This window comes from Leptospira kobayashii (assembly GCF_003114835.2).
In the GTDB taxonomy this organism is placed as follows: Bacteria; Spirochaetota; Leptospiria; order Leptospirales; family Leptospiraceae; genus Leptospira_A; species Leptospira_A kobayashii.
The window spans coordinates 1,116,264-1,141,934 of the sequence record NZ_AP025028.1 but is presented as its reverse complement, the minus strand read 5'-3'; the positions used below and the strand labels follow the sequence as shown (position 1 = coordinate 1,141,934).

Genomic DNA, 25,671 nt, shown 5'->3' with positions numbered 1-25,671 from the left:
CTTCCGATTTGTTCGCCTTTTTGCCGTTTATTTTCGGCTTATTGGAAATTCATAATGTACTTCTTTCGTTTCCCGGCTAAAAGGATCGGGGAAAGTTCTTTCCCAAAAAGAACACACTCCTTCCTCGGAGATCATCACAATCGTACTCACCCGGGTTCCGTAACCCGGAACTGAAATTCGTATTGAGGACAAAGCCATTTCCTTTAAAACTCCGATTCCGGTGTCGGGTAAATTTTCTTCCGAAGCTTTTTCTTCATTTCCTAAAATTTCAAATAACTCGTAAACAATCTGGTCTTTTTCTTTGCCAGTTTTCCGGGAAATTCGAATCATCTCTTCCCGAATCTTTTTAGTCTTCGGCCAATCCGTATTCCACAAGCTGTTGCTAAGTGCATGAAACCCGGATTCGATTGTTTCGATCCCGTCTTTCCGATTGGAAATATATCTGGCATCTTTACCATCAAACAGGAATAAGTTGAACCCTTCGTAAAGATTCCCTCGGGGGAAAAGATTTTCCGCGTAATCCACTGCGGAAGACTCACCTCGTAAAAAATTTTCTACCAATTTTCCACGGGAAATCGGATTGGAAACTGGGGGATCACGAAGATCCCGTTTATTCGTTACAAATGAAATTTTTCCTTCTTTTGTAACACCTAACCAAGTACCTAGCGATATTTGGTCTCTACCTGCCAAAAGGAAAGGAACATCTTCCCAGAATCCGGCAGGGGTTGCAGGTCTTGCAAAAAATTCGTCTCGGTTGGATGCAATCACAATCGGATAACCATCCCATATTTTATATGCCAAACCTACTAAACACATGACTCCAAGAGAAAACTTTTTACTGCCTTGTCAAATTATTACCGATCTTTTATGCAACAGGGCATTTTCGAAAAGAAGAGAAATGAATAAATATTTGGATTGAATTCGCAGATATTACAAAAACCCTACTAAAAAGAGAAAATCATGAACCTCGACGGAAATAAAGCAGTCTCCATATTTCAACAATCCGTATTGGATTGGCATAAAAAAGAAGCCCCTCACCCGAATCCTTATCCTGAACACACTCTAGAAAATACCCTGTACAATAAGAACCATGTAGATACCATCCAATGGCATATCGAAGATGAAATTCGCAGACCGGATATCCCTTTGGAAGAAGTAGTCGCACTCAAAAGAAAGATAGACAAACTCAATCAGGATCGCACGGATATGGTCGAGAAGTTAGACGATTTTGTTATTTTACTTTTCAAAGACATTGTCCCCAAACCAAACGCAAGACTCAATTCGGAATCTCCCGCATGGCTTTTAGATCGGATGAGTATATTGGAATTAAAGATTTTTCACATGCAAGAGCAAGTAGATAGAAAGGATGCGGGTGCATCGCAAGAACATCTTGAAAAATGCAGACAAAAACTGACGATTCTCCTGGAACAAAGAACGGATCTCAAAACCTGTTTGGATGAGCTTTTTCTGGACTATAAAAACGGGGATAGAAAAGTAAAAGTCTATCGTCAAATGAAAATGTACAACGATCAAAACTTGAACCCTTCCCTATACAAAGCAAAATGAACTTACTCGTATTAAGATTTTCCGCAATGGGTGACGTAGCTCTTATGACACCAGCTCTTATTGCCATTGCAGCAAAATACTCTAATGCGCAAATAACGGTTGTTACTCGTGGAAATTTTTCACCTTTCTTTTACAATATTCCGAATGTCAATGTTCTTGGGATCAATCTCAAAAAATACAAAGGTTTTTTCGGGATTATCAAACTCTATAGAGAGATAGCGAAACTAGGCCCCTTTCATGCTGTCGTGGATTTGCATGGTTCCGTTCGTTCCAGGATGATCGCTTTTTTCTTTCGATGGCAGGGAATTCCCACTTCTAAAATCATCAAAGGACGAAGAGAAAAACTCCAACAAACAAGAAGATTTAACAAAAAGACAAATCCTCTTCCTCATACTGTGGATCGTTATTTAAACGTTTTTAAAAAAGTGGGATTTGATGCTCCGATTCGGAAAGGTCCTTGGTTGAATGTGGATGGAGAATCTAAAATGTTTGCCAAAGATTATTTCAAATCCATCGGTCTTGAAAAAAAATCGGGTCAATGGTTCGGATTCGCTCCTTTCGCCGGTCATGCTTTGAAAGAATGGCCTTTTCCAAAATCAAAAAAACTAACAGAGATTTTGTTAGAAGAATTCCCGGATTGCCATGTATTTTTATTCGGGAGTAAGGACGAAGGCGAACAACTCGAAACCTTGAAAGCCGGTTCCTCCCGAATCAATCTGGTTCAAGGTGGAAATCTGGGTATTCGCGGAGAATTGGGAATTATGGAACGTTTGGATTTGATGATCGGAATGGACTCATCAAACGTGCATATTGCGGCCTTATTAAAAAAGCCGGTCATCGGTTTGTATGGCACAACCCATCCTATGTCCGGGTTCGGGCCTTTTGCGCAGGAAGATTCCGGTGTTTTACAAGTTGACTTGGCTTGCCGACCTTGTTCTATTTATGGAAATACAAAATGTTGGCGAGGCGATTTTGCCTGTATGGAAATGATCGATCCATTTGACGTAGTGCGTCGCATTCGCTTTCTACAGAATGTGAACACTTTATGGTAAAACAAAACCTCATCGTATTCTATTTTTCTATCCTAACACTCGTCAGCATCTTTTCTTTTTTCCCAACTTCTTCCGATTTATTTTCCCAAGCCGTAAATTCAGATCAGAAAATATCGGATGAAACGGATTCTTTCGATTCTCCCTACATTGAAAATTTTTTACCCTCTCCCAATAAGGAAAAGTTTGAAGAACAAATTTCCTGCAATAAAGAAGATTGCATTCAAATTCCATTTACCAAAGAAAACAAAAACATCTCTCAAATTTGGAATGAGTTGGGAAAAAATAGCGGCAAAGTAGTCGTAGAAATCAAAGATAAAAATCTTAAAATCGATGATGAATCTTTGGAAGATTTGGTGGAATATCTGAGAGAAATTTCCAAACGGGACGGAAATGTTTCTTTCGAACCTTATTATATAGGAATCAGAGCATTCGGATTTACCGATATCCCTGTGTTTAAGGATTTATTCGGAGTCAGTTATAATATCTACAAACGAATCAAATCGGTTTTGGTCTTTAGCCGGATGAAACATTACAATGCAAAAGTTTTATATCATCCTGTGACACATGAAATCATGCTGTTTTATTTTTTTCACAAAAACTATGGCAACCTTTGCGATACGGTTTACTCTACATGCACCAGCTTACAATACGTAGATGATGATTTTTTCGATTTTCAACTGTCACAGGCACTTTCCAAATCGGAGAAGAACAATGCTCCGATTGAAATCAAATTCCAACAAGTGTCCGCGGAACTGCCTCAGGTCAAACTGGACATAGATCATTTGCTCGCGGCAAACCGTTCTTCACGACTTTACAAATGGTTGATCGCTTCCAAAGAAACCGATACCAAAAAGATCAAACAAGAAAGATTTTTGGATCTGAGCTTAGTGGTATCCATTTTGGATTATAGTTTGAAGGCATACGAATTTGTGGAAGCCATCCAACTCTACATGCCGGTACGAAAAATGAAATCGGAAGTTGTATATGACGACTCTACCGGCAACAAAGTAGTCAAATCCGTCGTATTTACAAAAATTACAAAATAGCCAGTTCTAGTGATTTACAAAATCAAAGAAAATATCCAGTAACGTTCCTTTCTTTGCTTTTCCTTTTGTAGCTTCGATCAACTTACGATACATTTCTTCCATTGCATCAACGCATTTGCTCATTTCATGGCCGGAAGCTATCTCAATAGAATTTTTAGAAAACTCTTTGTACTTCTCAGGATCATTCAAAAGCCGAATGGAAAGTTCCGCCAATTTTTTTACATCGAAAGGAGGAGCAATATATCCGTTTCTTCCTTCTTGAATCAGTTCCGGTAAAGCGAAAGAATCCACACCGACGGCGGGCAATCCGCAAGCAATGGATTCAAGTACGACAAGTCCTTGTGTTTCCATAGTCGAAGCAGTAAGAAATAAATCATACTGAGGATATACATTATGCAATTCCGCATTGGGAACAAATCCTTTGAAAATAATAGAGTCCTTTAATTCCAAATGTTCCGCTTGTCTTTGCAAAGAAGGAATGGCGGGACCTTCGCCTATGATCGTCAAAGTAGCTTTCGGGAAAACATCATGAATCAATTTAAATGCATTTAAAATGACGTCGCAATTTTTCTCATACGAAATTCTTCCCACATGTAAAAGTTTCGGAGCAGAATTGTCCAAAGACTTTACCTTCCCCGTAAATCGTTTTAAATCCATTCCGTTGGAAACAACCGTTACCGGACGAGTGATTCCGTATTCCACCAATTGTTTTTTGATCAAATGACTCGGCGAAACAACCACATCACATCTGTTATATAAATCATTGCATATTTTAAGAATGATTTTTTTTCTGAGATTGAAATTATCGAATTTTACAAATTTATCCAAATCATCTATGTTCAGTTTCTTTTTGAATTTATTGATTTTGAAAAAAAGTTTGTCCAGTTTGAACAGCCGGTAAAAGGAAACATACATTTCCTGTTCCGCCATAAGCGTATGATAAGTTCCGACAGTCGGTATCCCGAATCGTTCCGCCGCATTGATGGCATAAACTCCCAGTAACCCCGGAGTATGTATGTGAATGATATCCGGTTGAAATTCCTCTATGATTCTTTTGATTTTGCCGGGAGAAGGTAGAACTACCTTGATGTCAGGGTAACTTGGCAAATATCCGGAACGAAACCGAATCACCTGGATATTGTCCCCCATTCTTTCAAAATCTCCTTCTCCGTAACGAGGAGCGCAGATGGTGAATTCGTGGCCTCGTAGGGACAAAAGTTCCGAAAAATTCTTTATCGAGACAGCCACGCCATCCGTTTTTGGTAAAAATGTGTCGGAAAAATATAGAACTTTCAATCGGAACCTCTTTACAAAATGACGAAAGTATATACTTTCGATACAGCAATGCTATACCGAATCTATCTTCTCTTTCTATCTCTGTCTATCATTTCCTGTGCAATTTCCGTTTCTTTGAGCCAGCTTTTTTTAGTCATTTCTTTCTGCTTATTTTTGTTCTTACCCGAAAAACCGAATTTCAGATCCCCACTTGTCTTAATCATTGTTTGTTTTTACTCATGGCAATTTGTTACATTAATATTTCATTTTTTTGAAAGCGGATGGAATCTTTCAGTCCTTTCCCGAGCATTCAAAGCGGAGATGAAAGATATCTTTTTGGTTTCGGCTTTCTTTTGCATCCAGGGAATCAAAAAAGAAGATCAACCGAAATTAGAGAAAGTCATACGTATTTTTTCCTATGTGATTCTTGTCACCGGCGCCTTATCCGTTTTTTCGGAAACAAGACTGTCCCGTTTGATTTCCGATTTGTTCAAAACGTCCGCTTCCTGGCCTTACCAACACCATTACGGAAGTTTGGCGGGGATCAATGTTTATCTTCCTATCGGACTGATGAATACCCACTTAACATTCGGAGGATTGATTTCCTTTATTTTTCCATTCTATTTTTTTCAGGTTTATGAAGTTTGGAAAAACAAAGAAAAATTGCATCTGAGATTATTATACACTTTCTGTTTTTTTGCATTATTGTTTGTTTTTCTATTTAATAATGCGAGATCGGCGATGTTAGGCTCGTTTGTAAGCATAACTCTCGGACTATATATCCTAATTTTCAAAAAGAATGAAATTTCAAAAAAAATAATCGGTATTGCTTTCGGGACGGGACTTCTCCTGATCCTAGTTCTCGGTACAGCTTATTTGCAATCGGGAGCGGTCCGAAAAATCATAAAACCTTTGTTTGGTTCCGAAAAACATACCGATTCAGGCAGAACCTTTATCTGGGACTCCAGTTTTCCGTTGATAGAAAACAATCCTATATTCGGAGTCGGATCGGGTTCCTATCCGGAAAAAATTGAGATTGCCAGAAAGGAAAAATCCATAGAACACAAAGAACTTTCCTTTTTCTACGAAGTGACCCAAAGAGGTCATGCGCATAACGATTACTTCCACCTAAGTTCTGTTTTTGGACTACCGCAGGCATTTTTGTACATCATGCTCGGCTGTTTTATTGTTTACGGCTTTGCGGACAATCGCTTTTCGAAACAGGCAATGTATTGGACCATCGGTTTGAGCGGCTTCTTTTTTTCAGGGCTCCTACAATGTTATTTTCAAGACGATGAAGTTTTGATCGTATTTTTTTATTTTCTGGGATATTATCATATACTAATGGATAAGGAAGATTTGATTGTATGAAAAGATTACATCCGTCAGGTGAGTGGTTTGAAGATGAGTCGGGAAGAAAAGTGATCCTGAGAGGGGTAAACCTCGGGGGAGATACAAAAGTTCCTTATCCAAGCGGTGGTACCCATATTCCCACTGATTTTTCGGACCATAGGGACGTCAGCTTCGTAGGAAGACCCTTTCCTTTGACGGAAGCGAAAGAACATTTCACAAGGCTTCAAAAATGGGGATTTAATTGTTTGAGGTTACTCACTACTTGGGAAGCCATTGAGCACAAAGGTCCGAACGAATATGATAGCGAATATCTTGACTACCTAACAGAAATTACACGACAAGCTGGTGAATACGGATTCTATGTTTTTATAGACTTTCACCAAGACGTATGGAGTCGGATGACGGGAGGAGACGGTGCCCCCGGATGGCTTTTTGAAAAAATCGGGATCGATTATACCAAACTATCGGATGCCGATGCAAGCATAGTCATGCAATTAAAATACGATTATACAAAACCAGGAACAAGACAAGAAGACAATTATCCCACTATGTGCTGGTCGCAAAACTATAAATATGCGGGAAATGCGATTCTATGGACTTTGTTTTTCGGAGGAAAAGACTTTGCTCCGAACTTTTTTATCGATGGAAAAAACGTTCAGCATTATATGCAGGATCATTATCTGGGATGCATGTTGGCAGTGGCGGAAAGAGTGAAAGATTTCCCGCATGTTCTCGGGTTTGATTCTCTGAACGAACCTGGCAAAGGTTTTATCGGAAAGGCGATGAATGATCGGGGTATAGCGAATCACGAAGATGATCCCGCGAAACCCGGGCTTGCCTGGTCTGCAATTGATGCGCTGTACTCAGCGCAAGGTTTCACGATTGAATTACCTTATTTGGGACTCAGCGTTATCAAAGGAGGATTCGTTCCCAAAAAAACACAAGTAGTGAATGAAAAACAAACATCGATTTGGTTCTATCATGTACCCGGAGATCCGTTTCAGCTGGAAGGAGCATGGACTTTAACGAAAGACGGCACCCCGTTCATCGAAAAAAACGATTATTTCCAAGTGGTAAACGGCAAGCCGGTGGAATTCGACCGCGACTACATGATTCCCTTCATTCGAAAAGTGGGGGAAGCTGTACATTCCGTCCGTAAGGACTGGATGATATTTGCGGAAAGAGAAGCCACTGACGGAGTATTCAAACCTAATTTTGACGGAAAACTTCCGCCAAATAGTGTCAATGCGACTCATTGGTATGACTATACAGTTTTGATTTTTAAACAATTTTTATACCCGATCGCACTCGACCCGATTCGAAAAATTCCGGTATTCGGAGAAAACGGAATTCGCAAGTCCTACGTAAATCAATTAGCGCGCGTTAAATCCGGAAGTCTCAATGTACCGGGAAAAGTACCGACTCTCATCGGAGAATTCGGAATTCCATTCGATCTAAAAGCAGGGAAAGCCTACAAAGAATGGAAAAAAGGAAATCAAAGTCCCAAAATCTGGAAAAACCATGTACGCGCGCTCAATTGCATGTACAACGCGATGGACGATTTATTTCTTTCGAACACTCTTTGGAATTACACGGCGTCTAATAAGAACGATCTTATGATTGGAGACGGATGGAATCAGGAAGATTTGAGTATCTATTCCGAAGATCAGAAAATTCTCGGTGCGGAAGTGGATCTATATGGCGGAGGAGGAAGGGCCTTGGAAGGATTCGTTAGGCCGTTTGCCCGATTCATCCAAGGAATTCCTGAAAAAATGAACTACCAACTATCTTCGAAAAAATTCATTTTGGAATGGATTGCAGATACAAAAATCCAGGCTCCCACGGAAATCGTTCTTCCCCGATTCGTTTACCCTAACGGAGTTAAGGTGGAGTATGTAAATTGCAAACCGATTGCGGATATTACCGACAAACTCTTAATTCAAGCGGAGGGGGACGGAAGAGCTTTCGTTTCCATTCAAACATTATGATAGACTTAAATTACATACTCGCAAAATTTCCTTGGGAAGAAAAATACACTAAGCTGGGAAAACCTTTGGATTTTTTTTGGGAGATAGAACTTAAAGTCACCCGGGAAGAAATTTGGCCTTATATCATAGACACTTCCTCATTCAACCAAAGAATGGGGATGCCCAAGATGAATTATATAGAGAAGGATGGCAAACTATTCGGATCCGCAAAACAAGCCGGGTTTAAAATGGAATGGGAAGAAGTTCCTTGGGAATGGGAATATCTGAAAGAAATGAATAATGCCCGTATTTATTCAAAGGGTTTCGGACATTATGTTCGTACGAAATACATTCTGGAACCTTACGGAGAATCAAGATCCAAATTATACGTTTATTTCGGTTGGATTCCCCGTAATTTTCTAATGAAAAAAATATTAATTTATGCAATGCCAAAACTGGAAGAGGATTATTTTACTACTTTTGCGGAAATCCAAAAAGAAATCCAAAGAAACACAACCTCACTTCAAATAGGCGGAAATGTTGCAAGCCTGAAAGGTTTCGTAGCCGACCCAGAATGGAATAATGAAGAAAAACTGGATTTGGTAAAACCGGATCTGATCAAAAGCGGAGTGAAAGAAGAAGTAATTGATTCCGTATTCCATTGGATCAGAAACGCAAGCGACAACGATTTGGATCGAATCCGGATCAAATATCTTACCAGGCTTTTAAAACATGATTTTGACGATCTATTATTGTTATTTTTATACGGAAGCAGATTGGGAATTTTCACCTTGAGCTGGGACATCGTATGTCCTCACTGCAGGGGAGTCAGAACCTCCTTACAAAAGCTAGGTGACATGCCCGCAAAAGATGAGTGTGAAGTCTGCGATGTGGAATTCGAAACCACGGGAAAAAATTCGATTGAAGTTACATTTCATATTCATCCGTCCGTTCGTAAAATTGAAAAACAAATCTATTGTGCAGCGGAGCCGAATCGAAAACAGCACGTGCTTCTTTCCAAGCTGATTCCTCCGGGAAAAGCTTTTTCAACGGAACTGTTGATTCAACCGGGAGTATTTCGTTTGAGAAAACAAGGAGACTCCCGTTACCATCTGGTTGATGTGGACGATAAGTTCGAATCCAAAGATATCATCTGGCTGGATAAGGAAGTCGCGCAGGAAATGTATGTTCATACAAAACCGACTCTAGTATTTCAAAATGAAGAAACAAAACCTGTCACGATCGTTTTAGAAGAAAGAAAAGAAGACCAAACCAGTCTCCGCCCTTCGGAATTATTTAATTTTCCCGAATTCAGAGATTTATTTTCAGAAGAAGCGATCGCCACCAATCTGCAGTTAGATATTGGGCTGCAAACGATCTTATTTACCGATATCGTCGGCTCTACCAGGTTTTATGAAACCGAAGGCGACCACGGCGCTTTTTTGCAAGTCAGAGAACATTTCGTTAAAACTTATCAGATCATGAAAAGGGAAAAAGGGGTTGTCGTGAAGACCATAGGAGACGCAGTGATGGCATCATTTCCCGCTCCGGTTTATGCCATTCGAGCCTCCAAGGAATTGCAGGAATGGTTTCATACGGAAAATAAACATACCCCCGTCCGAATTCGAATTTCCATGCACTATGGCAGCTGTTTGGCGGTAAATCTGAATAGTAATATCGATTATTTCGGGAACACAATCAATTATGCGGCAAAGATGCAATCTCATACAGATTCCGGGGAAATATCCATCAGCGAATCCGTTTTCCGAGACCAGGAAGTAAGAAAGTATTTTTTAGAGAATGGAATCAAATTAAAAAAAATCGATTTTCCTTTATCCTGGGCTGATAGAACGGATTCCATTTATATTTGGAAACCTTAAACAGAACGGAAGCCTAATGGCAAAAAGGCGAACTTTTTTGTAAAAAATTCAACCCATGCAAGGAATGGCTTGCACGCCCGTTAAATTCATGTTAAAGGGAAGTCATTGGGTGGCGGGTGGTTCACCCCACCCAATCAGGGCGGGGAGATCCATCTACAACGAAAAACCGATTGTATTTATACTTTTAAATCTTACTCGCGGCTTGCACGCAGGATTGAACCCGATTCTCCTTTCTTTCCGGGGCAAGCAACTTCACATAATTTTCAGTTAGGTTGTATTTCGGAGAAGCAACGTTACAATTTACAGTTTCAAAAATCATAAGGCCCTCGCCTTGGTTCGATTTGAAACTTAATTTAGACGATTTCAAAATTTCCAGAAAAACACGAAGGCAATTTTTCTCTGAAAAGTTTTGTCTGCAAATGATACTGAAATTATCAGGTGCATCGAAATAAAGCCATGTTTTATCACCTCCTTCTCTTGCATTCACGGAAGAAAATCCGGGCAAAGAAAGAACGAGCGATTTTTTATAGGTCTCCGGCAAATTACAAACCAAATTGACTGAATATTCTTTCGACTCTCCGTCATCATTTGCATCCAAGTTCGCCGAACAAAAAGCAGACTTCTTTTTCCCGAACTCTAAAGTATCTTTAAAATATCCGTTCACAGTGTTGAACTGAGAAGATGTGGGATCTGTTCTCACCACAGGTCGCGTGCTTTTATTCAGAACACCCGGATATTCGAAAGACCAACCGTTCATAGTGTTCACATATGTTTCATAAATTACAGTTTTATTTGTGTTAGGTGATATATAACGGAATGATATTTTTTTACCAAGAATCAGATCGGAAATGGTTTCGGAGTTTTCCGAGACAGCGTTTGCCTTCCAATCGACTTGAATGATTTTGCTGATTCCGTAAACAATCGCAGGCGAAGCAGTCCAATTTCCATGAGGAAGTTTGATTTCAATCGTCCCCGGATCGATCGAGATATCGTTTACAGTGCAATTGAGAACACCCGAATCGTATTCGGAATTTCTATTCATATAAATTCCCAAACCGCAAGGACCGATTGGATTCTTATCTACAATGGCATTGATCCGATCAGTGAATGCATTTTTAATTTTGTCAGCAGCTACTTTTGCAGAAATTTCCAATTTATAAAAAGATCCGATTTGTTCTTCTTTTAGAATTTTATAATTCGAAATGTAACCACCCGACTCAGCTATCACTTTCTGAGAAACAAGCTCCCCCTCCTCTGAACTGGAAGATGAACTGATATAAGTTCCCAAAGCCCGTTGCACACAATCTTTAAATGCCGAATGAAGAGCTTCCGTTTTCGCCTTATCTATTTTTTTAGCAAAAACGATAGATTCGCCTTTCGCATAACAACTACTAGAATCAGAATCCTCATTTGCTAAGGAAGTATCGTTTCCTGTACTTGCACAAGAATAGAAAGCGAATAGATAAAAAAAGAGAATAGAGATCGAAATCAATTTGGTCTTCATGTTAAGAAGGAAGTTTAACGGAAAATAGTAAAAAAGAAATCAAATTTATTGAAATACAGCAGGATAATTTGTCCAACCAAGTGCATGCGGGATTGCTAATAATGGTTGTAACCGATTCATCAAATGGAAAAAATGACTGATTAAATTCTAATTTAAAATCGGAGGAACTTATTATGGAATCTCAAACTGTATCAAAAGGACAATTATGGTCCGGTAGGGTATTAAGCGGTCTTGCAATTGCCTTTCTGCTTTTTGACGGTATAGGGAAATTCTTTCTGGAGAGTATGCCTAAGGAAGCATTGGAAGCGGCAGCAAAACTCGACTACCCGATTGAGATCATGCCATATATTGGCACCACTTTACTTATCTGCACGGCCTTGTATGCCATTCCCAAAACTTCAGTCCTTGGAGCTATTTTACTTACCGGCTACCTGGGAGGTGCGGTTGCTTCCCACGTTCGGATACTCAATCCACTGGGATCTCATATACTCTTTCCCGTCTATGTAGGCATTTTCATTTGGCTGGGTTTATATCTAAGAACCCCGCAACTACGCTCTTTCATTCCTTGGAGAAAATAGAATCGCCAAATACGAATAAGGTGATTTTTCACATCAATGTCTTTTGATAAATTATTTTCCGGATAGATATCTAACTTTTCTATTCGGATTCTTTCGTTCGCATTAAAATAATGCGAACGGGCAAAAACACGAACTTATTTGAATAAATTTGCTAAAAATCACTCCTTCACTTTACAAAAAAATGCCGTGATGATAGAGAGAATGCATTGGGTGGCGGGTCTAGTTCCCCACCCTGAATCGGGCGGGGAACCATAAATGGCAAAAAATTATATACGATTTTCAAAAGGGAAAACTATCGATTGGGGTAGAGCGGATCAAGGAAATATATTTCCATTGAAAGCGGGAGATTTAGACACCAAAGATTTTTTAGAATTTTTAAAGAACCAAAAAAAAGAACGAACGGATAAAATCCTTTCATTGAAAGAAGTTTCCATACTTTCTCCGATCACTGCCCCCTGCCAAATCATTTGCCAAGGAGCGAATTACAGACAACATTTGATCGAATCAGGTTTAAACCCGGATCATAAAAGATACAATATGTTTTTTACAAAATCCGATGCATCTCTAGGTCCTCCAACGGGAGCAGTGGTTCGTCCAAGCCATGTAAAACTTTTGGATTATGAAATTGAACTGGGGTTAGTTTTTGGAAAACCTATTTCTAGGCCATTGGATCCGAACAAAACGGATGTTTCCGGTTACATTGCCGCTTTTTTTATGGCAAACGATATCTCTGCAAGAGACATTCAACTTCCTCAAATGCAATGGTACAAAGGAAAATCCTACCGAACTTTTTGTCCGACGGGTCCCGTACTTTCTGTTCTCGAGCCGGGGGATTTTGAATTATTGGAATCTTTGGAGCTGACCCTGCTTGTCAATGATACGGTTCGCCAACAGGACAAAGCGGCTAACTTAGTTTATAAACCTCAGGAAACCATATTGGAATTATCCACTTTCTGCGATATCTCCGTTGGAGATGTTTTACTTACCGGAACTCCTTCCGGCTGTGCTCTGCGCGCTCCGGGCAAGTTTATGCAAAAGATAGGAGCCTTACTTTCCGAATCGAAAAAGTGGGAATTGTTTATCAAAGGACAAGCTAAAAGAATGGAATACTTAAAACCGAACGATGTCATTCGTTCTTCCATTCGCACCGCGGATCGCAGGATCGATCTGGGAGAACAGGAGCTAAAAGTCACGGAAGAAAGATGAAACACAAATAGCCGTTGCTTTTTATAAAGCGTAAGCGGATAAGTAAGCAGTGGATGTAATAAAACGTTTACCTAACGAAGTTGAAACAGCATTATCCATAGGCTCACTCCGAAATTTACCGGCGAGCTTTTGTGAAATTTTATTCGGTAGGGGCGTGCTTGCAGAATACGGTGACAATGCACTTGTCAATAGACCGGGAGACCCGATACGAATTGCACTTATCCTTTCCGGAAAATTACGGCTTTATTATGAGCACACAGATGGAAAAAGACTGACCATCTGTCGATTGGAAAAAGGAGAATTGGCGGGAGCCGTGAGTTTAGCTTCTGAATCAAACACCCTTTATGCGGAAGCGGAAGGAGTTACCCGACTTTGGGTGATTCCCAAAGAAAGTTTGGAAGAAGCACTACGTAAAGATATCAATGCGGCTTCGGTAGTAATATCCGAATTGGGGAGACATTTGGAAAAGCTGGTAGGCGAATGGATTGCATTTGCCTTCTCCACAGTAGAAGAAAGAATCCTTCATTATTTGAACAGTCATAGAAAAAACGGAGAACCCGTTCGTATTTCACAGCAACAACTTGCGGACGAAATCGGAACGGCACGGGAAGTAGTAACACGTGCTTTGCGAAAACTCAAGGAAAACGGTATAATTATTACGGATGAAAAAGGAATCCGCTTATTGTGACTTTGGTCACATACTTACTGTAACTTCAGTCCTTGCACTATCATGAATTTCAGATTATAACCGAATCATGAAAATAAAAAGATATCTGCCCATCGTATTCTTTCTCGCTACAAGTTTGATCCAGTTTTGTATTTCGGTCGGAAATCCGGATCGGGAAACCTTTCATCCTCCCGAACAAAAGCAATCTCAGAATTGGCAAACTATACTTCAAAAAAATCAATCCATTACTGATTTTACTATTTTCCATACGGGTTCCGTAGAAGTTCCGTTATCCGGTATGATCAATCTGGATGATCCCAAGCTCAAAGGAGAAAAGGATAAACGAATCTTTGTCGATGTATATTCTTTTTGGTTTTGTCACAAATTGCAAGGTTGTTTCCTAATCGACAGTGGTCTTGATTCTTCCTTCCAAAAAGGAGGAAATCTGAAAGGATTGATTTCGAGTTATTATATCAGTGATACAAAACAAAGTCCGGGCCAGGATATAACATCTCATTTGAATCGAAAAGGAAAACTACTTAAAGCAGTCTATTTTACTCACCTACATGGAGATCACACTGCAGGAGTACCGGGACTTCCGAAAGGAACCGATTTTTATGCGGGTGCAAAAGAAGAATATATCAATTACTGGCCAATCTATTACGGAGGGCATTTGGACACGTTAAAACAACTCAAGGAAATAGATTCTTCCCAAGGAATGGAGATGCCGATCTTGGGTCGCGTCATTGATGTGTTTGGTGACGGTTCCTTCTTTGCGATCCCTACGCCGGGGCATTCGAATTCGCATTTATCCTATTTGGTGGTTTCCGATCGAGGAACTTATTTATTCACTGGGGATGCATCCCACACTTACCGGGGATTTCTACTGGGGGTGGAATCGGGATGGCAAGATAACAGGAAACAGGCGAAAAACAGTTTAGAAAAGTTACGAAATTTTGCCGCAGCCAACCCACAAGTCAAAGTCATTCCCGGTCACGAGTTGCCGCCAGGAATCTTTGCCGGGGAACAGAAGATTGGAATCGGTTCCAAATAGAGAGCTAGGAAAAGGGCAAAAAGGCGAACTTTTTTAAAGAAAATTCATCAAAACAACCACATCGCTTTACAAAGACAAGGTGATGTGATAAAAGGAACGCATTGGGTGGCGGGTCTAGTTCCCCACCCATCGATCAGGGCGGGGAGAGTATTCCCAAAAATCCCTTCCCTCATCTCTACTCTCTCTCAAGCCCGCGCCAGGGATCGAAGCGAGGCGTTGCCGTCCGAAGGACCGAAGCCGATAGGCGAAGTCGCGAAGAGCCCGGTCGGCAATTCGAACAAACTTCCATCATCTAACAAATCCGAGGCGGCCCCAATAAAAGAAAGCCACTACTATTCTATTCTTAAAAGCAAGTGAGATGCTTCCGGCGGTGGCGGAGGCAGGGATGCCGGAGCTTTTTCGTCGGAACAGGATGTTCCGCGAAAAAGAGCGTGGCAAGCGAAGCGTTTACTTCTTTGCGTGCGGGTGGGCGTTCCGATAAACTTCCTTTAGGCGATCCTGGGAAACGCTTAAATAAACTTGTGTGGAAGACAGGGAAGAATGACCGAGTAGTTCCTGAACGGCACGAATATCGGCGCCTGCGTTCAAAAGATCAGTTGCGAATGTATGTCTGAATTTGTGAGGAGTGATCGGTTTTTCCATTCCCATAAGAGATCTTCTCTCTGCCAGAATGTATCGGATTCCCCGGGTGGTAAGTTTGCCGCCTCTTTGGTTGAGAAAAATTTCTTCCGCTTTCGCATTTCCTCTTTCTTCCAAATACTCTTGCAGAGCCACACGCGCCTCCTCTCCGATAAATACGAATCTTTCTTTTTTACGCTTTCCCATCACTTTAAGGCTTGTTAACTCCTCGTTGAGATCGCTTAACTTGGCACCTACGAGTTCGAACACCCGTAGCCCTGTGGAATAAAGAATTTCGACGATCGCTTTGTCTCTTTTTCCCAGAGTTGTGGGTTTTTCGGCATCATTGAATTCCAGAACCTCTTCGGTTTCGATCGGGTTGAAATTTTTAGGAAGTTTCTTTTTTGTTTTCGGGAAACTAACGGAGAGTATGGGATTGGCCCCGATCTTTTCTTCGCGGAATAGAAATTTATAAAAAGTGCGCAAGGAAGAAAGTTTACGGCTTTGCGTTCTTTTATCTAGTTTCTTTGTCGCCTTTAAGTCGGCAAAATAAGCACGAACATCCAAAACATCGATGGAAAGAAAGTCGATTTCCTCTTTCAAACAAAATTCGAAAAAGAATTTCAAATCCCTGAGATAAGCAAATAACGTGTGTTCGGAGTAATTTTTTTCTATCTTTAGGTAAGTTCGGTAACTTCTGAAGAATTCCGACATTTCAGGGGAGGCGTGTTCCGGGAGCGGGACTTCTAGATTGGCAGTGACCATACTTTACACTTATCGGTGATTTTTTTAACTAGGCTCCCGAAATTTTTACTATACAGGTACTTACTTCCTAAATAGCTTTGGTTTTGAGAAAAAAGGACATAATTCGAAAAAAAACTTTCGATTCATCCGTTTTGTCCGGGTAATCTGACATAATCAAACCAGACCGGAAGAGAAAAAGACTAGAACTCTTGGACTAGAGCATTTGGCTAAGAAACCAAGGGAAATTAATTTGGCTGTTGGCAGTTTTTTTGGGACCAATCCTTAAGAAAGCAAACCTAGGTCTTTCGGAGCACCGAAATTTAGGAGATTGAAATGAGCACGAAAAAAGAAAAATCCGAGAAAGCAGCGGAAAAAGAAACCGATCAAAGAAAACAGGCAATTGATGCCGCAGTCGGCCAAATTGAAAAACAATTTGGAAAAGGTTCCATTATGCGCCTTGGCGCAGACAATCGCATGGCCGAAGCCACTGTCATCTCCTCCGGTTCCCTTGATCTGGACATCGCTCTCGGCATCGGTGGATTCCCTGTAGGACGTATCATTGAAATTTACGGTCCGGAATCTTCCGGAAAGACAACTCTCACTCTTTCTGCCATTGCACAAACCCAAAAGAAAGGCGGGATTGCCGCTTTTATCGATGCAGAACACGCACTAGATCCATCTTATGCCAAAAAATTAGGGGTCAATGTAGACGATCTTTTAGTAGCTCAACCGGACAACGGAGAGGAAGCACTTGAAATTTGCGAGTCACTTGTACGCTCCAATGCGATTGACTTGATAGTCATCGACTCGGTAGCAGCACTTGTTCCCAAAGCAGAGATCGAAGGAGATATGGGCGATTCTCATATGGGACTCCAAGCCAGACTCATGTCCCAAGCACTTCGTAAATTGACAGGAACCATTTCAAAATCGAATACTATGGTGATTTTTATCAACCAGATCCGAATGAAAATCGGAGTTATGTTCGGTAGCCCCGAGACAACTACTGGTGGAAATGCACTTAAATTCTATGCATCCATCCGATTGGACATTCGCAGAATCGAAACCCTCAAAGAAAAAGAGGAGCCGGTTGGAAACCGGGTGCGTGTCAAAGTTGTGAAAAACAAATGCGCGCCACCTTTCCGTCAGGCAGAATTCGACATAATGTATTCTACCGGAATCAACCGGGAAAGCGCCTTAGTGGACTTGGCGGTAAAACATGATATCTTTTCCAAGGCTGGGTCTTGGTATTCCCACGGTGCGGAAAAAATCGGCCAAGGAAAAGAACAAGTTCGCAATTATCTCTTGGAAAATCCGGAGATTGCGCTTACGGTAGAAAACCAGGTGCGGGATCTCAACGGTCTCCCTCTCGTGGAAACCTCCAAAATCCAAACCAGAGAGGTCAAATCCATTGAAAGGGAAACAAAACCATCAAAACCGGTCAGTTTTTCCACAGAAAAATTTGACGAGGTTGCAGTAGGAGAGTAAGTTTCCTATTATAGTGCTAACGGCTTTCTTTTTAGGAACCATTGACCGGAGCTAACAATCTGTTAGCCCCGGTCTTTTTTTTATCAGACGATCCAAACCGTTTTTTTATTCCGGCCAAGAAAGCTCCAATCCCAAAAGTTTATTGAGAGCCTGGACCAATCTTTTGGGCTCCCATGGTTTTGTTAGAATGATACTGTTTTTATCCGATTTATAAACGGAGAGAATGTTATCTCTCGTAGCATATCCTGTAACAACGATAATAGGAAGATTGGGATAACGTTTTTTTACTTCTTCTACCAGCTTATCCCCGGTGAGAAAAGGCATTTTAATATCGGAGATCAATAAATCAGGTTGATTCGCTTCCAAAAATTTCAACGCTACTTCCGAATCTTGAAAATCGATAATATTAAACCGATATCCGTCCGAGTTTTTTGCGACAAACATCAATTCTCTTTTCATGGAAGATGAAATGGATTTTAAATCATCTACCATTACGATCTTAATCACTTTTTCATTTTTGCCGCTGATATTTCCCTGATGATATTTTTGAAGTTCCGCTTCAAAAATTTCGTTGATATCATTTGTCATCTTTTCTCTCCGTAATTGGTAAATAAATATGAAACGTTGTTCCCTGGCACTTAACACTCTCTACATTGATGAGCCCTTGGTGTTTTCGAATGATGTCCATGCTGATGGAAAGACCAAGACCTGTTCCCACCCCTATTTCTTTCGTAGTAAAGAAAGGGTCGAATATTCGGGACAAAGCATCTTCCGAAATTCCGATTCCATTGTCCTTAAATGCAATTTCGATCGCATCCGAACCATTGGGGAAAATCGCTTTTTTTATATTTGTAGAAATTTCGATTTTCCCGGGTCTTTCTTTGATTCCTTCGGGAAACAATCCTTTCTCTTTTTTCTCTTCAATCGCATGACCTGCGTTAGCAAGAAGGTTAATCAGAACCTGCCCCAATTCCTGAGGCCTGCATGAAATAAAAGGTAAATCCTCCTGCAGCGAATATATGATCTCCGATTCATATTTGATTTTATTAAAAATTAGGTTTACCGCGGAACGCACCAATTCATTCACATTCGAGTTGGACAAACAGTCTTCTTTATCTGAGTGGGCGAAACTTTTGATATTTTTTACGATTTCGATGACCCGATCCGATCCGTCTTTCGACTCATCCAAGATAGACTCGGTGTCTTCCAATAAAAAATCCAAATCTTCCTGTTTCCAAAGATTGAGGATTTCCGAATTTAAACCCAATGAATTTCCATCAAAAATAGAAGCGCGAATCAACTTTAAAACATTGGCAAAACTCTTATTGTATCTTTTCAAAGTATCCAAATTGCTTTGGATAAACGCCATAGGGTTATTGATTTCATGCGCCACACCGGCAGCTAATTGACCTATGGTGGCGAGCTTTTCACTTTGTAAAAGCTGTCCTTCCGTCTCTTTGGTCTTTGACAAATCATTCAAGTATACCAAAAATCCGACTTGTCCATTATAGATAATTTCGATCGCCCAAAACCCGAGCCATTTTTTACGCCCGTTTGCAATGACGACTTTTTTCTCTACCAAACTACCTGTGATCGTCTGATCTTCGTCTGCAATCTTGCGAATCAATTCGTAAGGATCCTCTCCGGAGATAATTCCCAGTATATCGGAAATTTCTTCATTAATGATTTCCGACTTTTTCTTTTCTAAAAATATTTCCGCACTTCTATTGCAAAAAGAAATCTTCGTATCTTGTAAAATTAAAATTCCGTTCGGAGAACATTCGACAATGGATTGTAAATTCCATTCGCTGGTTCGCAATAATCCTTCCGTACGTTTGCGAAGTAAAACTTGACACAATTCACTCCCAATAAGTTGCACTTCCTTATGATCGGTGCTTTCGAAATCCGTTCTTTTGTTGGCAAGAGTGAGTTCTATGTCGGCATCATCCGACAAAGTAAAATTCAGCTGAAGCATTCCGGTTGATGTAGGAAACTTAAAAGGAGATTCCAAAGGAAGGTAAACGGATGATGTTTCGTCTTTACAAGTATATAAGCCGACCTCTTTTTCGATTTCCCTTTTTTTTCGAATTCGAACAAGCCCCCACTCGCTTTCTGTTAGTTGCATTGCATATCGAATTCCCAAAAGAACAATGCTTTCTTCCGATTCCAACCCGAGTGTTCTCTGATTCAACTCAAGAACCGCCTCCGTACGAATCTCCGCCTTCTTCCTTTCGGTAATATCCAAATGGGTTCCAACCACTCTTTCCGCATAACCCATCGCATCTCTTTTCACCACTTTTCCTCTACTCCAAACCCAAACGGTTTTTCCTGTAAGAGAATACATTCGCAGTTCCAAGTCATGAGACTCGATGGTTCCATTGATATAATCTTGGATCAGGCTTCTGATTTTTTCTTTGTCTTCCCAATGTACAAGAGTTTCCCAATGAGAAAAATTGTTCGGGAATTTATCAGGATCGAATCCTAAAATACGAGCGTATTGCGGACTAAAGTATGCTTTTCCTTCGGTCAGATAAAAATCCCAAACACCGTTTTTGCCTCCTTCCAAAGCAAGCAAAAGCCTATCTTCATCTATGTTCTGTATATTCGAAACTTCACGTGTGGAAGCAAAATGGGAAGGAAGCAGAAGAGCTTCCAAATCGATGATATATAAAACTCTTTTTTCCACTCCTTCCTTTTCCAAGGGTTTGGAAATGATATGAAAAGAACCCGGCAACCGGGAAAGCACTGCAGGGAAACAGGAATATTCTTTCGCCTGAGAAAGAACAAGTGCTTCCTCTTGCCAGATTTCATCTTTCCAAAATAAATAAGGGAAAACCTCCCCTTTCAGTTCGAAAAAGGATTTTTGAAAAAGCTGTGCTGCGATTTGGTTGCATCTGAGGATCTTTAAATCTTTGTCCAGGATAAAGGAAGGAATCGGGGTTCCGTCCCAAGCTTCTTCCAGCTCTTCCTTGGCAAAAATGAGTTTTTCCAGCGTGGTATGAAACTCTTTAAATTTAGCTTCTTTTCCCAGCGGACCTTCATCAAGAAATCTTAGATATTCTTCGATCCTTTTGTTTCGCTCGCTGAGTCGGATTTTCAACGACTCCGGATTGGAAGATATATCAGAGATCATAAGATCCTTCCTTGGTTAGGTATGACGAAAAAACTTATTTCATTACACTTGTTTGTATATATTAATTTTCTAATTTCTTGCAGCGGAATGGAAATCAAACCTTCGGCTGATTCCGTCCGTAACCGACAAACTTATGATATCTGGTCGGGCAAAACACCCACTTCATTATCCCAAGATCATAGCACAGAAATGGATATTTCTTGGAAAATTATGGGGGAAACAAAGGAAAAAATTCAAAACTTTCGAAAAGAAGAGGCTCTTGCCTCAAACAAGAACACCATTCTTTATCCTTTTAGCGGGATTGACGTGCTGAACCTTTTTTCATTCTTCCCGGAAGCCAACCGTTACGTGTTATTTGGTTTGGAAGATCCCGGTTATCCCTTTGATTGGGATTCCAAATCGGATTCGGAAAAGAAAATCATTCTCTCCGGGATCAGAAATTTATCATCTCATCTTGCCGGTCGAAATTATTTTACTTACCGCAAGATGAAAGAAGAAACAAAAAGGCCGGCTTTGTCCGGGGCCTACCCTGTTTTTGTGGCTTTCCTAAGAAGACTGGGGAAAGAAATCCTCGATACCAAAGAAGAAACGATCGTTTCTGGAACAGGGACTTGGAAAGGATTCACAATTGAAATTTATGATCCAGGTTTAAAGAAGAAACAAACCCTCACCTACTGGAAAATTTTCCTAACAGGGAATGAGGGATTACCGGGAGACGGTCTTTATGAATATTTTACGGAACTTGGAAATATTGCTGTTTTTACCAAGTCAGCCGAATACTTATTTCACGGAGAAAAAAGAGCTAAATTCAGAGACTTACTTTTAGAACGCACAAACTTAATTGTGCAGGATGATTCCGGATTTCCTTTGCGGCTTTTTCCTTCCTCAGAATGGGAAAAATCCTTATATGGACATTATACGAAATCCTGGAATCTTTCCGGTGCGGTCAAACCGGAAGAACAAAAAGAAATCTTGGAACTTTCCAAAGCAAATCCAGAACCGCTTCCCTTTCCTTTCGGTTACGGAGTGCTAGGTGGAAAAGATAAAAAACAATCGGTATTATTTGTAATTCGAAAGAAATAAGAAGGCAAAAAGGCGAACTTATTTAAATAAAATTTCAGGAAAAAACAGGATCACTTTACAAAGGGAAGGTGATGTGATAGAAGGAAGACATTGGGTGGCGGGTCTGGTACCCCACCCATCAATCAGGGCGGGGAGAGTATTCCAAAAAACCAACCCCTACTCCACCGTTGTCGGATCCCAACAAGTTCGATAATCCTCATCCCAAGTTTCGATTTCCATCATATCCGCTTCGTTGATTTGAAAATCGAATACGTCTGCATTTTCCCGAATTCTTTCTTTCTTCACAGACTTCGGTATCAATACCATACCTTTCTGCAAACCCCAACGAAGTAAAATTTGCGCATTCGTCTTGTTATACTTTTTAGCAAGAATCGCAACCCGCTCATCGTCTATCTTTTTGCCGTGGGCCAAAGGACTATACGCTTCTACAAGAATGCCTTTACTCTCACAATAATGAAACAATTCGTTGTTATTTAGAAACGGATGATACTCCACCTGATTCATTGCGGGAACAATGGAAGCCTCCTTTAACAATTCCTCCAAATGGGGAATCATAAAATTACTCACTCCGATGGATTTTGCTTTCCCTGATTTTTTAATTTCTTCCAAAGCTTTCCAGGACTCATTTCTTTTTTCAGTCACAGGAAAATGAATCAGATACATATCCACATAATCTGTGTTCAAGTTCTCCAAAGAACGATCGATTGCTTTCAAGGCGGAATCATAGCCTTGATCCGCATTCCAAAGTTTAGTTACCAGAAAAATTTCGGAGCGTGGTATTTTGGAATCTCGGATCGCCTGGCCAACTTCCGACTCATTTCCGTAAATGGCAGCGGTATCTATATGACGATAACCTACTTCCAAAGCGGAAATTACGGCCGCATAACATTCTTTTGGTTTTGATTTCCAAACCCCCAGCCCGAACACTGGAACGGAAACGGATTGATTGGTAGGAATTCTGGATTGCAAATTGGCTAGGGCTGTCATGTTTCCATTACAGCCCTATTCCAAAAGAAAGGAAATCAAATTTCTACCAATTTTGACTCCCGTAGCTTTTCAAATCGAACTTCGATCCCGTTCCAATCCCCTCGATAAACACCTTCGCTCAAAGTTCCTGCAAGGATTTCCTTGGAAAGAGGACGATTAACCAATCGATTGAATACTTGATTCAAAGGCCTAGCTCCGAATTTAGGATCGTATCCTTGTTCGGTTAGAGCCCTTTCCGTACTTTCTGAAAGTTCGATAACAATTCCCTTCACCTTCAATCTTTCATTGAGAAGTTTTAATTGTTTATCGATCAGTCTTTCCATAACGGAAGAATCAATCGATTTGTAAGTCAGAATGGCATCCAACCTTCCCAAAACTTCAGGTTTGAAATCACTATAGATGTCTCTGGAATTGGTAGTCAATAAAACGATCGTATTTTTAAAGTTAATTGTCCTACCTTTGTTGTCCGTAAGCCTTCCATCATCCAAAATCTGCAAAAGTATATCCGCAAAGTCAGGATGCGCTTTTTCAATCTCATCAAAGAGAATCACCGAATAAGGTCTTCTTCGAACCGCCTCAGTTAAAATTCCACCTTCCTCATAACCGACATAACCGGCAGGAGCGCCGATGAGTTTTGAAACGGAATGTTTCTCAGAAAACTCGGACAAATCCAAACGAATCATATTGGATTCATTATCAAATAGATATTTGGCAAGTGCCTTCGCTGTTTCGGTTTTTCCCACTCCGGTAGGTCCTTTTAGTAAAAAAGAGCCCAGAGGTCTGTTCTCAGCGGAAATCCCCGCATAACTTGTGAGAAGCGATTCGGCAATTTCTTTCAAAGCTTCCTCTTGCCCGAAAACGGAGGATTTCAAATGATTTTCCAATTCCAGGATATTTTCCTGCTTGGTTTTCAATATCTTCTCCACAGGAATCCCTGTTTGGCGGGAAATCACGGAACCTATATGCGATCTTCCCAAGATCCAATTGTTCTGAAAAGTTGCGAGTTCCTTCTCTAACTCGGGCAATACGGCATACTTCAATCGGGAAGCTTCCGTATAGTCAGCTCTGGTCTGAGCCGCTTCCAAATCGAACTTTACACGATCCATTTTATTTTTTACGGAAGCCATTTGTTTCAAGGCACCTACTTCTTTTTCCCAGACCGATTTTTCCTGAGAGAATTTTTTTTCCAATTCCTCAATCTCTTTCAAGATTTCATCGTTTTTCTTTTCTACTTGGGCATATATCTTTTTGGAGCGAATCTCACTTTCCAACTCCGCCAAATGAGCAGGCATTGCTTCCGCAGATAACTTCAATGCAGAAGCAGCTTCGTCTACAAGATCAATTGCCTTATCGGGAAGATTTTTATCCGTCAAATACTGGTCTGATAAAAACACGGAAGCGTAGATCGCATCATCAGAGATTTTGATTCCGTGATGGATCTCAAACTTATCCCGGATTCCCATCAAAATTTCTATCGCGTCTTCTTTTGACGGTTCGGATACAGGTACGGAACGGAATCTACGTTCCAACGCCGCATCTCCCAATATATATTTTTGAAATTCTTCCGGAGTCGTTGCACCTATACAATGTAAGTCGCCACGAGCCAATGCAGGCTTGAGCAGATTTGCCGCATCCATCGCGCCTTCCGTTCTACCGGCACCTACCAGCTGATGGATTTCATCTATAAACAAAATCGCTTCTCCGGCCTGGGATTTTACGAAACGAAGCAGATGTTGCAGTTTTTCTTCAAAATCTCCCCTGTACTTCGTGCCGGCCATGAGTTGTCCCATATCCAGAGAATACACTGTTTTCCCTCGAAGAACATCGGGAACCTTTCCCTTTACGATTTGTTCCGCAAGTCCTTCTACGATCGCAGTTTTACCTACTCCGGCAGAACCAACTAACACCGGGTTGTTTTTTGATCGCCTTCCCAAAATCTCCATCACAGAACGGATTTCTTTGGTACGACCGATTACCGGATCCAATTTACCAGCTTTCGCCTGTTCGTTGAGGTTGATTAAAAAATTCGGAAACTCTTCATCAGTCTCCTTTACATTCAAATCGTTATAATCGATTTTCAACTCAGGTAAAATATTGGGTAAAAATTTTAAAAAATCGGCTTCGCGTAATTCTTCCCTACCGTTCTCGGCGGCTCGCGAACCGGCCATTGTCATCCATTGAGAAAGCTGAGGAGAAGTTCGCAGGTTTTCAAATCCTACCTCTCCCGCAATCTTAGGTAATTTATTCAAACTGGTCTCTACTGCAGCTTTGTGTTTTGCCAAAGCTTTGCCCGAATGAGAGCTCGGGTGGGACAAAAATCCCCAAATTAAATGTGCGGGTGTGATCTCCGGATTTTTTCTACGGATCGCCTCGGTTTGGGCGATGTCCAAAGCCCCTTGCACAATCGAATCAAACTGTTTCATGGAAGTAGCCCTCTGATTAGCACTCTAAGCATTAGACTGCTAATCCATCA

21 protein-coding genes are annotated in these 25,671 nt (G+C 40.8%); 12 read left to right on the top strand and 9 right to left on the bottom strand.

Translation table 11 applies throughout. The features are described 5' to 3' along the window. Nucleotides 1-27 precede the first annotated feature (27 nt). Complete coding sequence (locus DI077_RS04995; protein WP_109018571.1) at nucleotides 28-816, bottom strand: NRDE family protein; 789 nt, start codon at nucleotides 814-816, stop codon at nucleotides 28-30. A gap of 144 nt (nucleotides 817-960) precedes the next feature. Between DI077_RS04995 and DI077_RS04990 the strand changes: the two genes are divergently transcribed. Genes DI077_RS04990 through DI077_RS04980 form a run of 3 tightly spaced genes read left to right on the top strand, consistent with a single transcriptional unit; the run spans nucleotide 961 to nucleotide 3,664 of the window. Then, on the top strand, nucleotides 961-1,566 hold the full coding sequence (locus DI077_RS04990) for a DUF4254 domain-containing protein (protein ID WP_109018572.1): 606 nt from the start codon (nucleotides 961-963) through the stop codon (nucleotides 1,564-1,566). Beyond that, nucleotides 1,563-2,618 (top strand): glycosyltransferase family 9 protein, encoded by a 1,056-nt coding sequence (locus tag DI077_RS04985; protein ID WP_174705607.1) that lies wholly within the window; start codon nucleotides 1,563-1,565, stop codon nucleotides 2,616-2,618. Before DI077_RS04990 ends, DI077_RS04985 begins: the two co-directional genes overlap by 4 nt. Beyond that, nucleotides 2,612-3,664, top strand: a complete 1,053-nt coding sequence (locus tag DI077_RS04980; protein ID WP_109018573.1) for a hypothetical protein — start codon at nucleotides 2,612-2,614, stop codon at nucleotides 3,662-3,664. Before DI077_RS04985 ends, DI077_RS04980 begins: the two co-directional genes overlap by 7 nt. A gap of 6 nt (nucleotides 3,665-3,670) precedes the next feature. Here the strand turns inward: DI077_RS04980 and DI077_RS04975 are convergent, their stop codons facing one another. Both DI077_RS04975 and DI077_RS04970 read right to left on the bottom strand, forming a co-directional pair. Further along, nucleotides 3,671-4,960, bottom strand: a complete 1,290-nt coding sequence (locus DI077_RS04975; RefSeq protein WP_109018574.1) for a glycosyltransferase — start codon at nucleotides 4,958-4,960, stop codon at nucleotides 3,671-3,673. 62 nt (nucleotides 4,961-5,022) lie between these two features. After that, a complete protein-coding gene (locus DI077_RS04970; protein ID WP_242935365.1) occupies nucleotides 5,023-5,163 on the bottom strand; it encodes a hypothetical protein in 141 nt (46 codons plus the stop codon). A 97-nt stretch (nucleotides 5,164-5,260) separates the two neighbouring features. Here DI077_RS04970 and DI077_RS04965 point away from each other — a divergent pair, with 97 nt between their 5' ends. From DI077_RS04965 to DI077_RS04955, 3 genes are read left to right on the top strand one after another with little or no spacing between them, the layout of a single operon-like run. Further along, complete coding sequence (locus DI077_RS04965) at nucleotides 5,261-6,310, top strand: O-antigen ligase family protein (protein ID WP_242935364.1); 1,050 nt, start codon at nucleotides 5,261-5,263, stop codon at nucleotides 6,308-6,310. Next, complete coding sequence (locus tag DI077_RS04960; protein ID WP_109018575.1) at nucleotides 6,307-8,280, top strand: glycoside hydrolase family 5 protein; 1,974 nt, start codon at nucleotides 6,307-6,309, stop codon at nucleotides 8,278-8,280. The genes DI077_RS04965 and DI077_RS04960 overlap by 4 nt, the downstream gene beginning before the upstream one ends. Continuing rightward, the gene (locus DI077_RS04955) at nucleotides 8,277-10,139 is read left to right on the top strand and encodes an adenylate/guanylate cyclase domain-containing protein (RefSeq protein WP_109018576.1); all 1,863 of its coding nucleotides are present in this window, start codon (nucleotides 8,277-8,279) and stop codon (nucleotides 10,137-10,139) included. The genes DI077_RS04960 and DI077_RS04955 overlap by 4 nt, the downstream gene beginning before the upstream one ends. Before the next feature lie 184 nt (nucleotides 10,140-10,323). On the opposite strand, the gene DI077_RS04950 is transcribed toward DI077_RS04955, so the two are convergent. Then, nucleotides 10,324-11,643, bottom strand: a complete 1,320-nt coding sequence (locus DI077_RS04950; protein WP_135354824.1) for a hypothetical protein — start codon at nucleotides 11,641-11,643, stop codon at nucleotides 10,324-10,326. 173 nt (nucleotides 11,644-11,816) lie between these two features. On the opposite strand from DI077_RS04950, the gene DI077_RS04945 reads away from it, so the two are divergent. The 4 genes from DI077_RS04945 to DI077_RS04930 all read left to right on the top strand — a co-directional run bounded on the left by DI077_RS04945 (nucleotide 11,817) and on the right by DI077_RS04930 (nucleotide 15,148). Further along, a complete protein-coding gene (locus tag DI077_RS04945; protein WP_109018578.1) occupies nucleotides 11,817-12,221 on the top strand; it encodes a DoxX family protein in 405 nt (134 codons plus the stop codon). A gap of 255 nt (nucleotides 12,222-12,476) precedes the next feature. Then, nucleotides 12,477-13,427, top strand: a complete 951-nt coding sequence (locus tag DI077_RS04940) for a fumarylacetoacetate hydrolase family protein (RefSeq protein WP_109018579.1) — start codon at nucleotides 12,477-12,479, stop codon at nucleotides 13,425-13,427. 49 nt (nucleotides 13,428-13,476) lie between these two features. Beyond that, on the top strand, nucleotides 13,477-14,115 hold the full coding sequence (locus tag DI077_RS04935) for a Crp/Fnr family transcriptional regulator (RefSeq protein ID WP_109018580.1): 639 nt from the start codon (nucleotides 13,477-13,479) through the stop codon (nucleotides 14,113-14,115). Nucleotides 14,116-14,182: 67 nt separating this feature from the next. After that, nucleotides 14,183-15,148, top strand: a complete 966-nt coding sequence (locus tag DI077_RS04930) for an MBL fold metallo-hydrolase (protein ID WP_109018581.1) — start codon at nucleotides 14,183-14,185, stop codon at nucleotides 15,146-15,148. 447 nt (nucleotides 15,149-15,595) lie between these two features. On the opposite strand, the gene xerA is transcribed toward DI077_RS04930, so the two are convergent. After that, the gene (gene xerA / locus DI077_RS04925; RefSeq protein ID WP_109018582.1) at nucleotides 15,596-16,531 is read right to left on the bottom strand and encodes a site-specific tyrosine recombinase/integron integrase; all 936 of its coding nucleotides are present in this window, start codon (nucleotides 16,529-16,531) and stop codon (nucleotides 15,596-15,598) included. Between the two features lie 312 nt (nucleotides 16,532-16,843). On the opposite strand from xerA, the gene recA reads away from it, so the two are divergent. Continuing rightward, nucleotides 16,844-17,995, top strand: a complete 1,152-nt coding sequence (gene recA, locus DI077_RS04920; protein ID WP_109018583.1) for a recombinase RecA — start codon at nucleotides 16,844-16,846, stop codon at nucleotides 17,993-17,995. Nucleotides 17,996-18,100: 105 nt separating this feature from the next. Here the strand turns inward: recA and DI077_RS04915 are convergent, their stop codons facing one another. After that, nucleotides 18,101-18,583, bottom strand: a complete 483-nt coding sequence (locus DI077_RS04915; RefSeq protein WP_109018584.1) for a response regulator — start codon at nucleotides 18,581-18,583, stop codon at nucleotides 18,101-18,103. Continuing rightward, nucleotides 18,573-21,128, bottom strand: coding sequence for an ATP-binding protein (locus DI077_RS04910; protein WP_109018585.1), 2,556 nt, complete (start codon nucleotides 21,126-21,128; stop codon nucleotides 18,573-18,575). The genes DI077_RS04915 and DI077_RS04910 overlap by 11 nt, the downstream gene beginning before the upstream one ends. Nucleotides 21,129-21,149: 21 nt before the next feature. Here DI077_RS04910 and DI077_RS04905 point away from each other — a divergent pair, with 21 nt between their 5' ends. Next, nucleotides 21,150-22,211 carry a hypothetical protein gene (locus tag DI077_RS04905; RefSeq protein WP_109018586.1) on the top strand — a complete coding sequence of 354 codons (1,062 nt, stop codon included), beginning with the start codon at nucleotides 21,150-21,152 and terminating at the stop codon, nucleotides 22,209-22,211. Nucleotides 22,212-22,367: 156 nt separating this feature from the next. Here the strand turns inward: DI077_RS04905 and DI077_RS04900 are convergent, their stop codons facing one another. Both DI077_RS04900 and DI077_RS04895 read right to left on the bottom strand, forming a co-directional pair. After that, nucleotides 22,368-23,198 (bottom strand): aldo/keto reductase, encoded by an 831-nt coding sequence (locus DI077_RS04900; protein ID WP_109018587.1) that lies wholly within the window; start codon nucleotides 23,196-23,198, stop codon nucleotides 22,368-22,370. Between the two features lie 35 nt (nucleotides 23,199-23,233). Beyond that, nucleotides 23,234-25,621 (bottom strand): ATP-dependent Clp protease ATP-binding subunit, encoded by a 2,388-nt coding sequence (locus DI077_RS04895; RefSeq protein WP_109018588.1) that lies wholly within the window; start codon nucleotides 25,619-25,621, stop codon nucleotides 23,234-23,236. Nucleotides 25,622-25,671 lie beyond the last annotated feature (50 nt).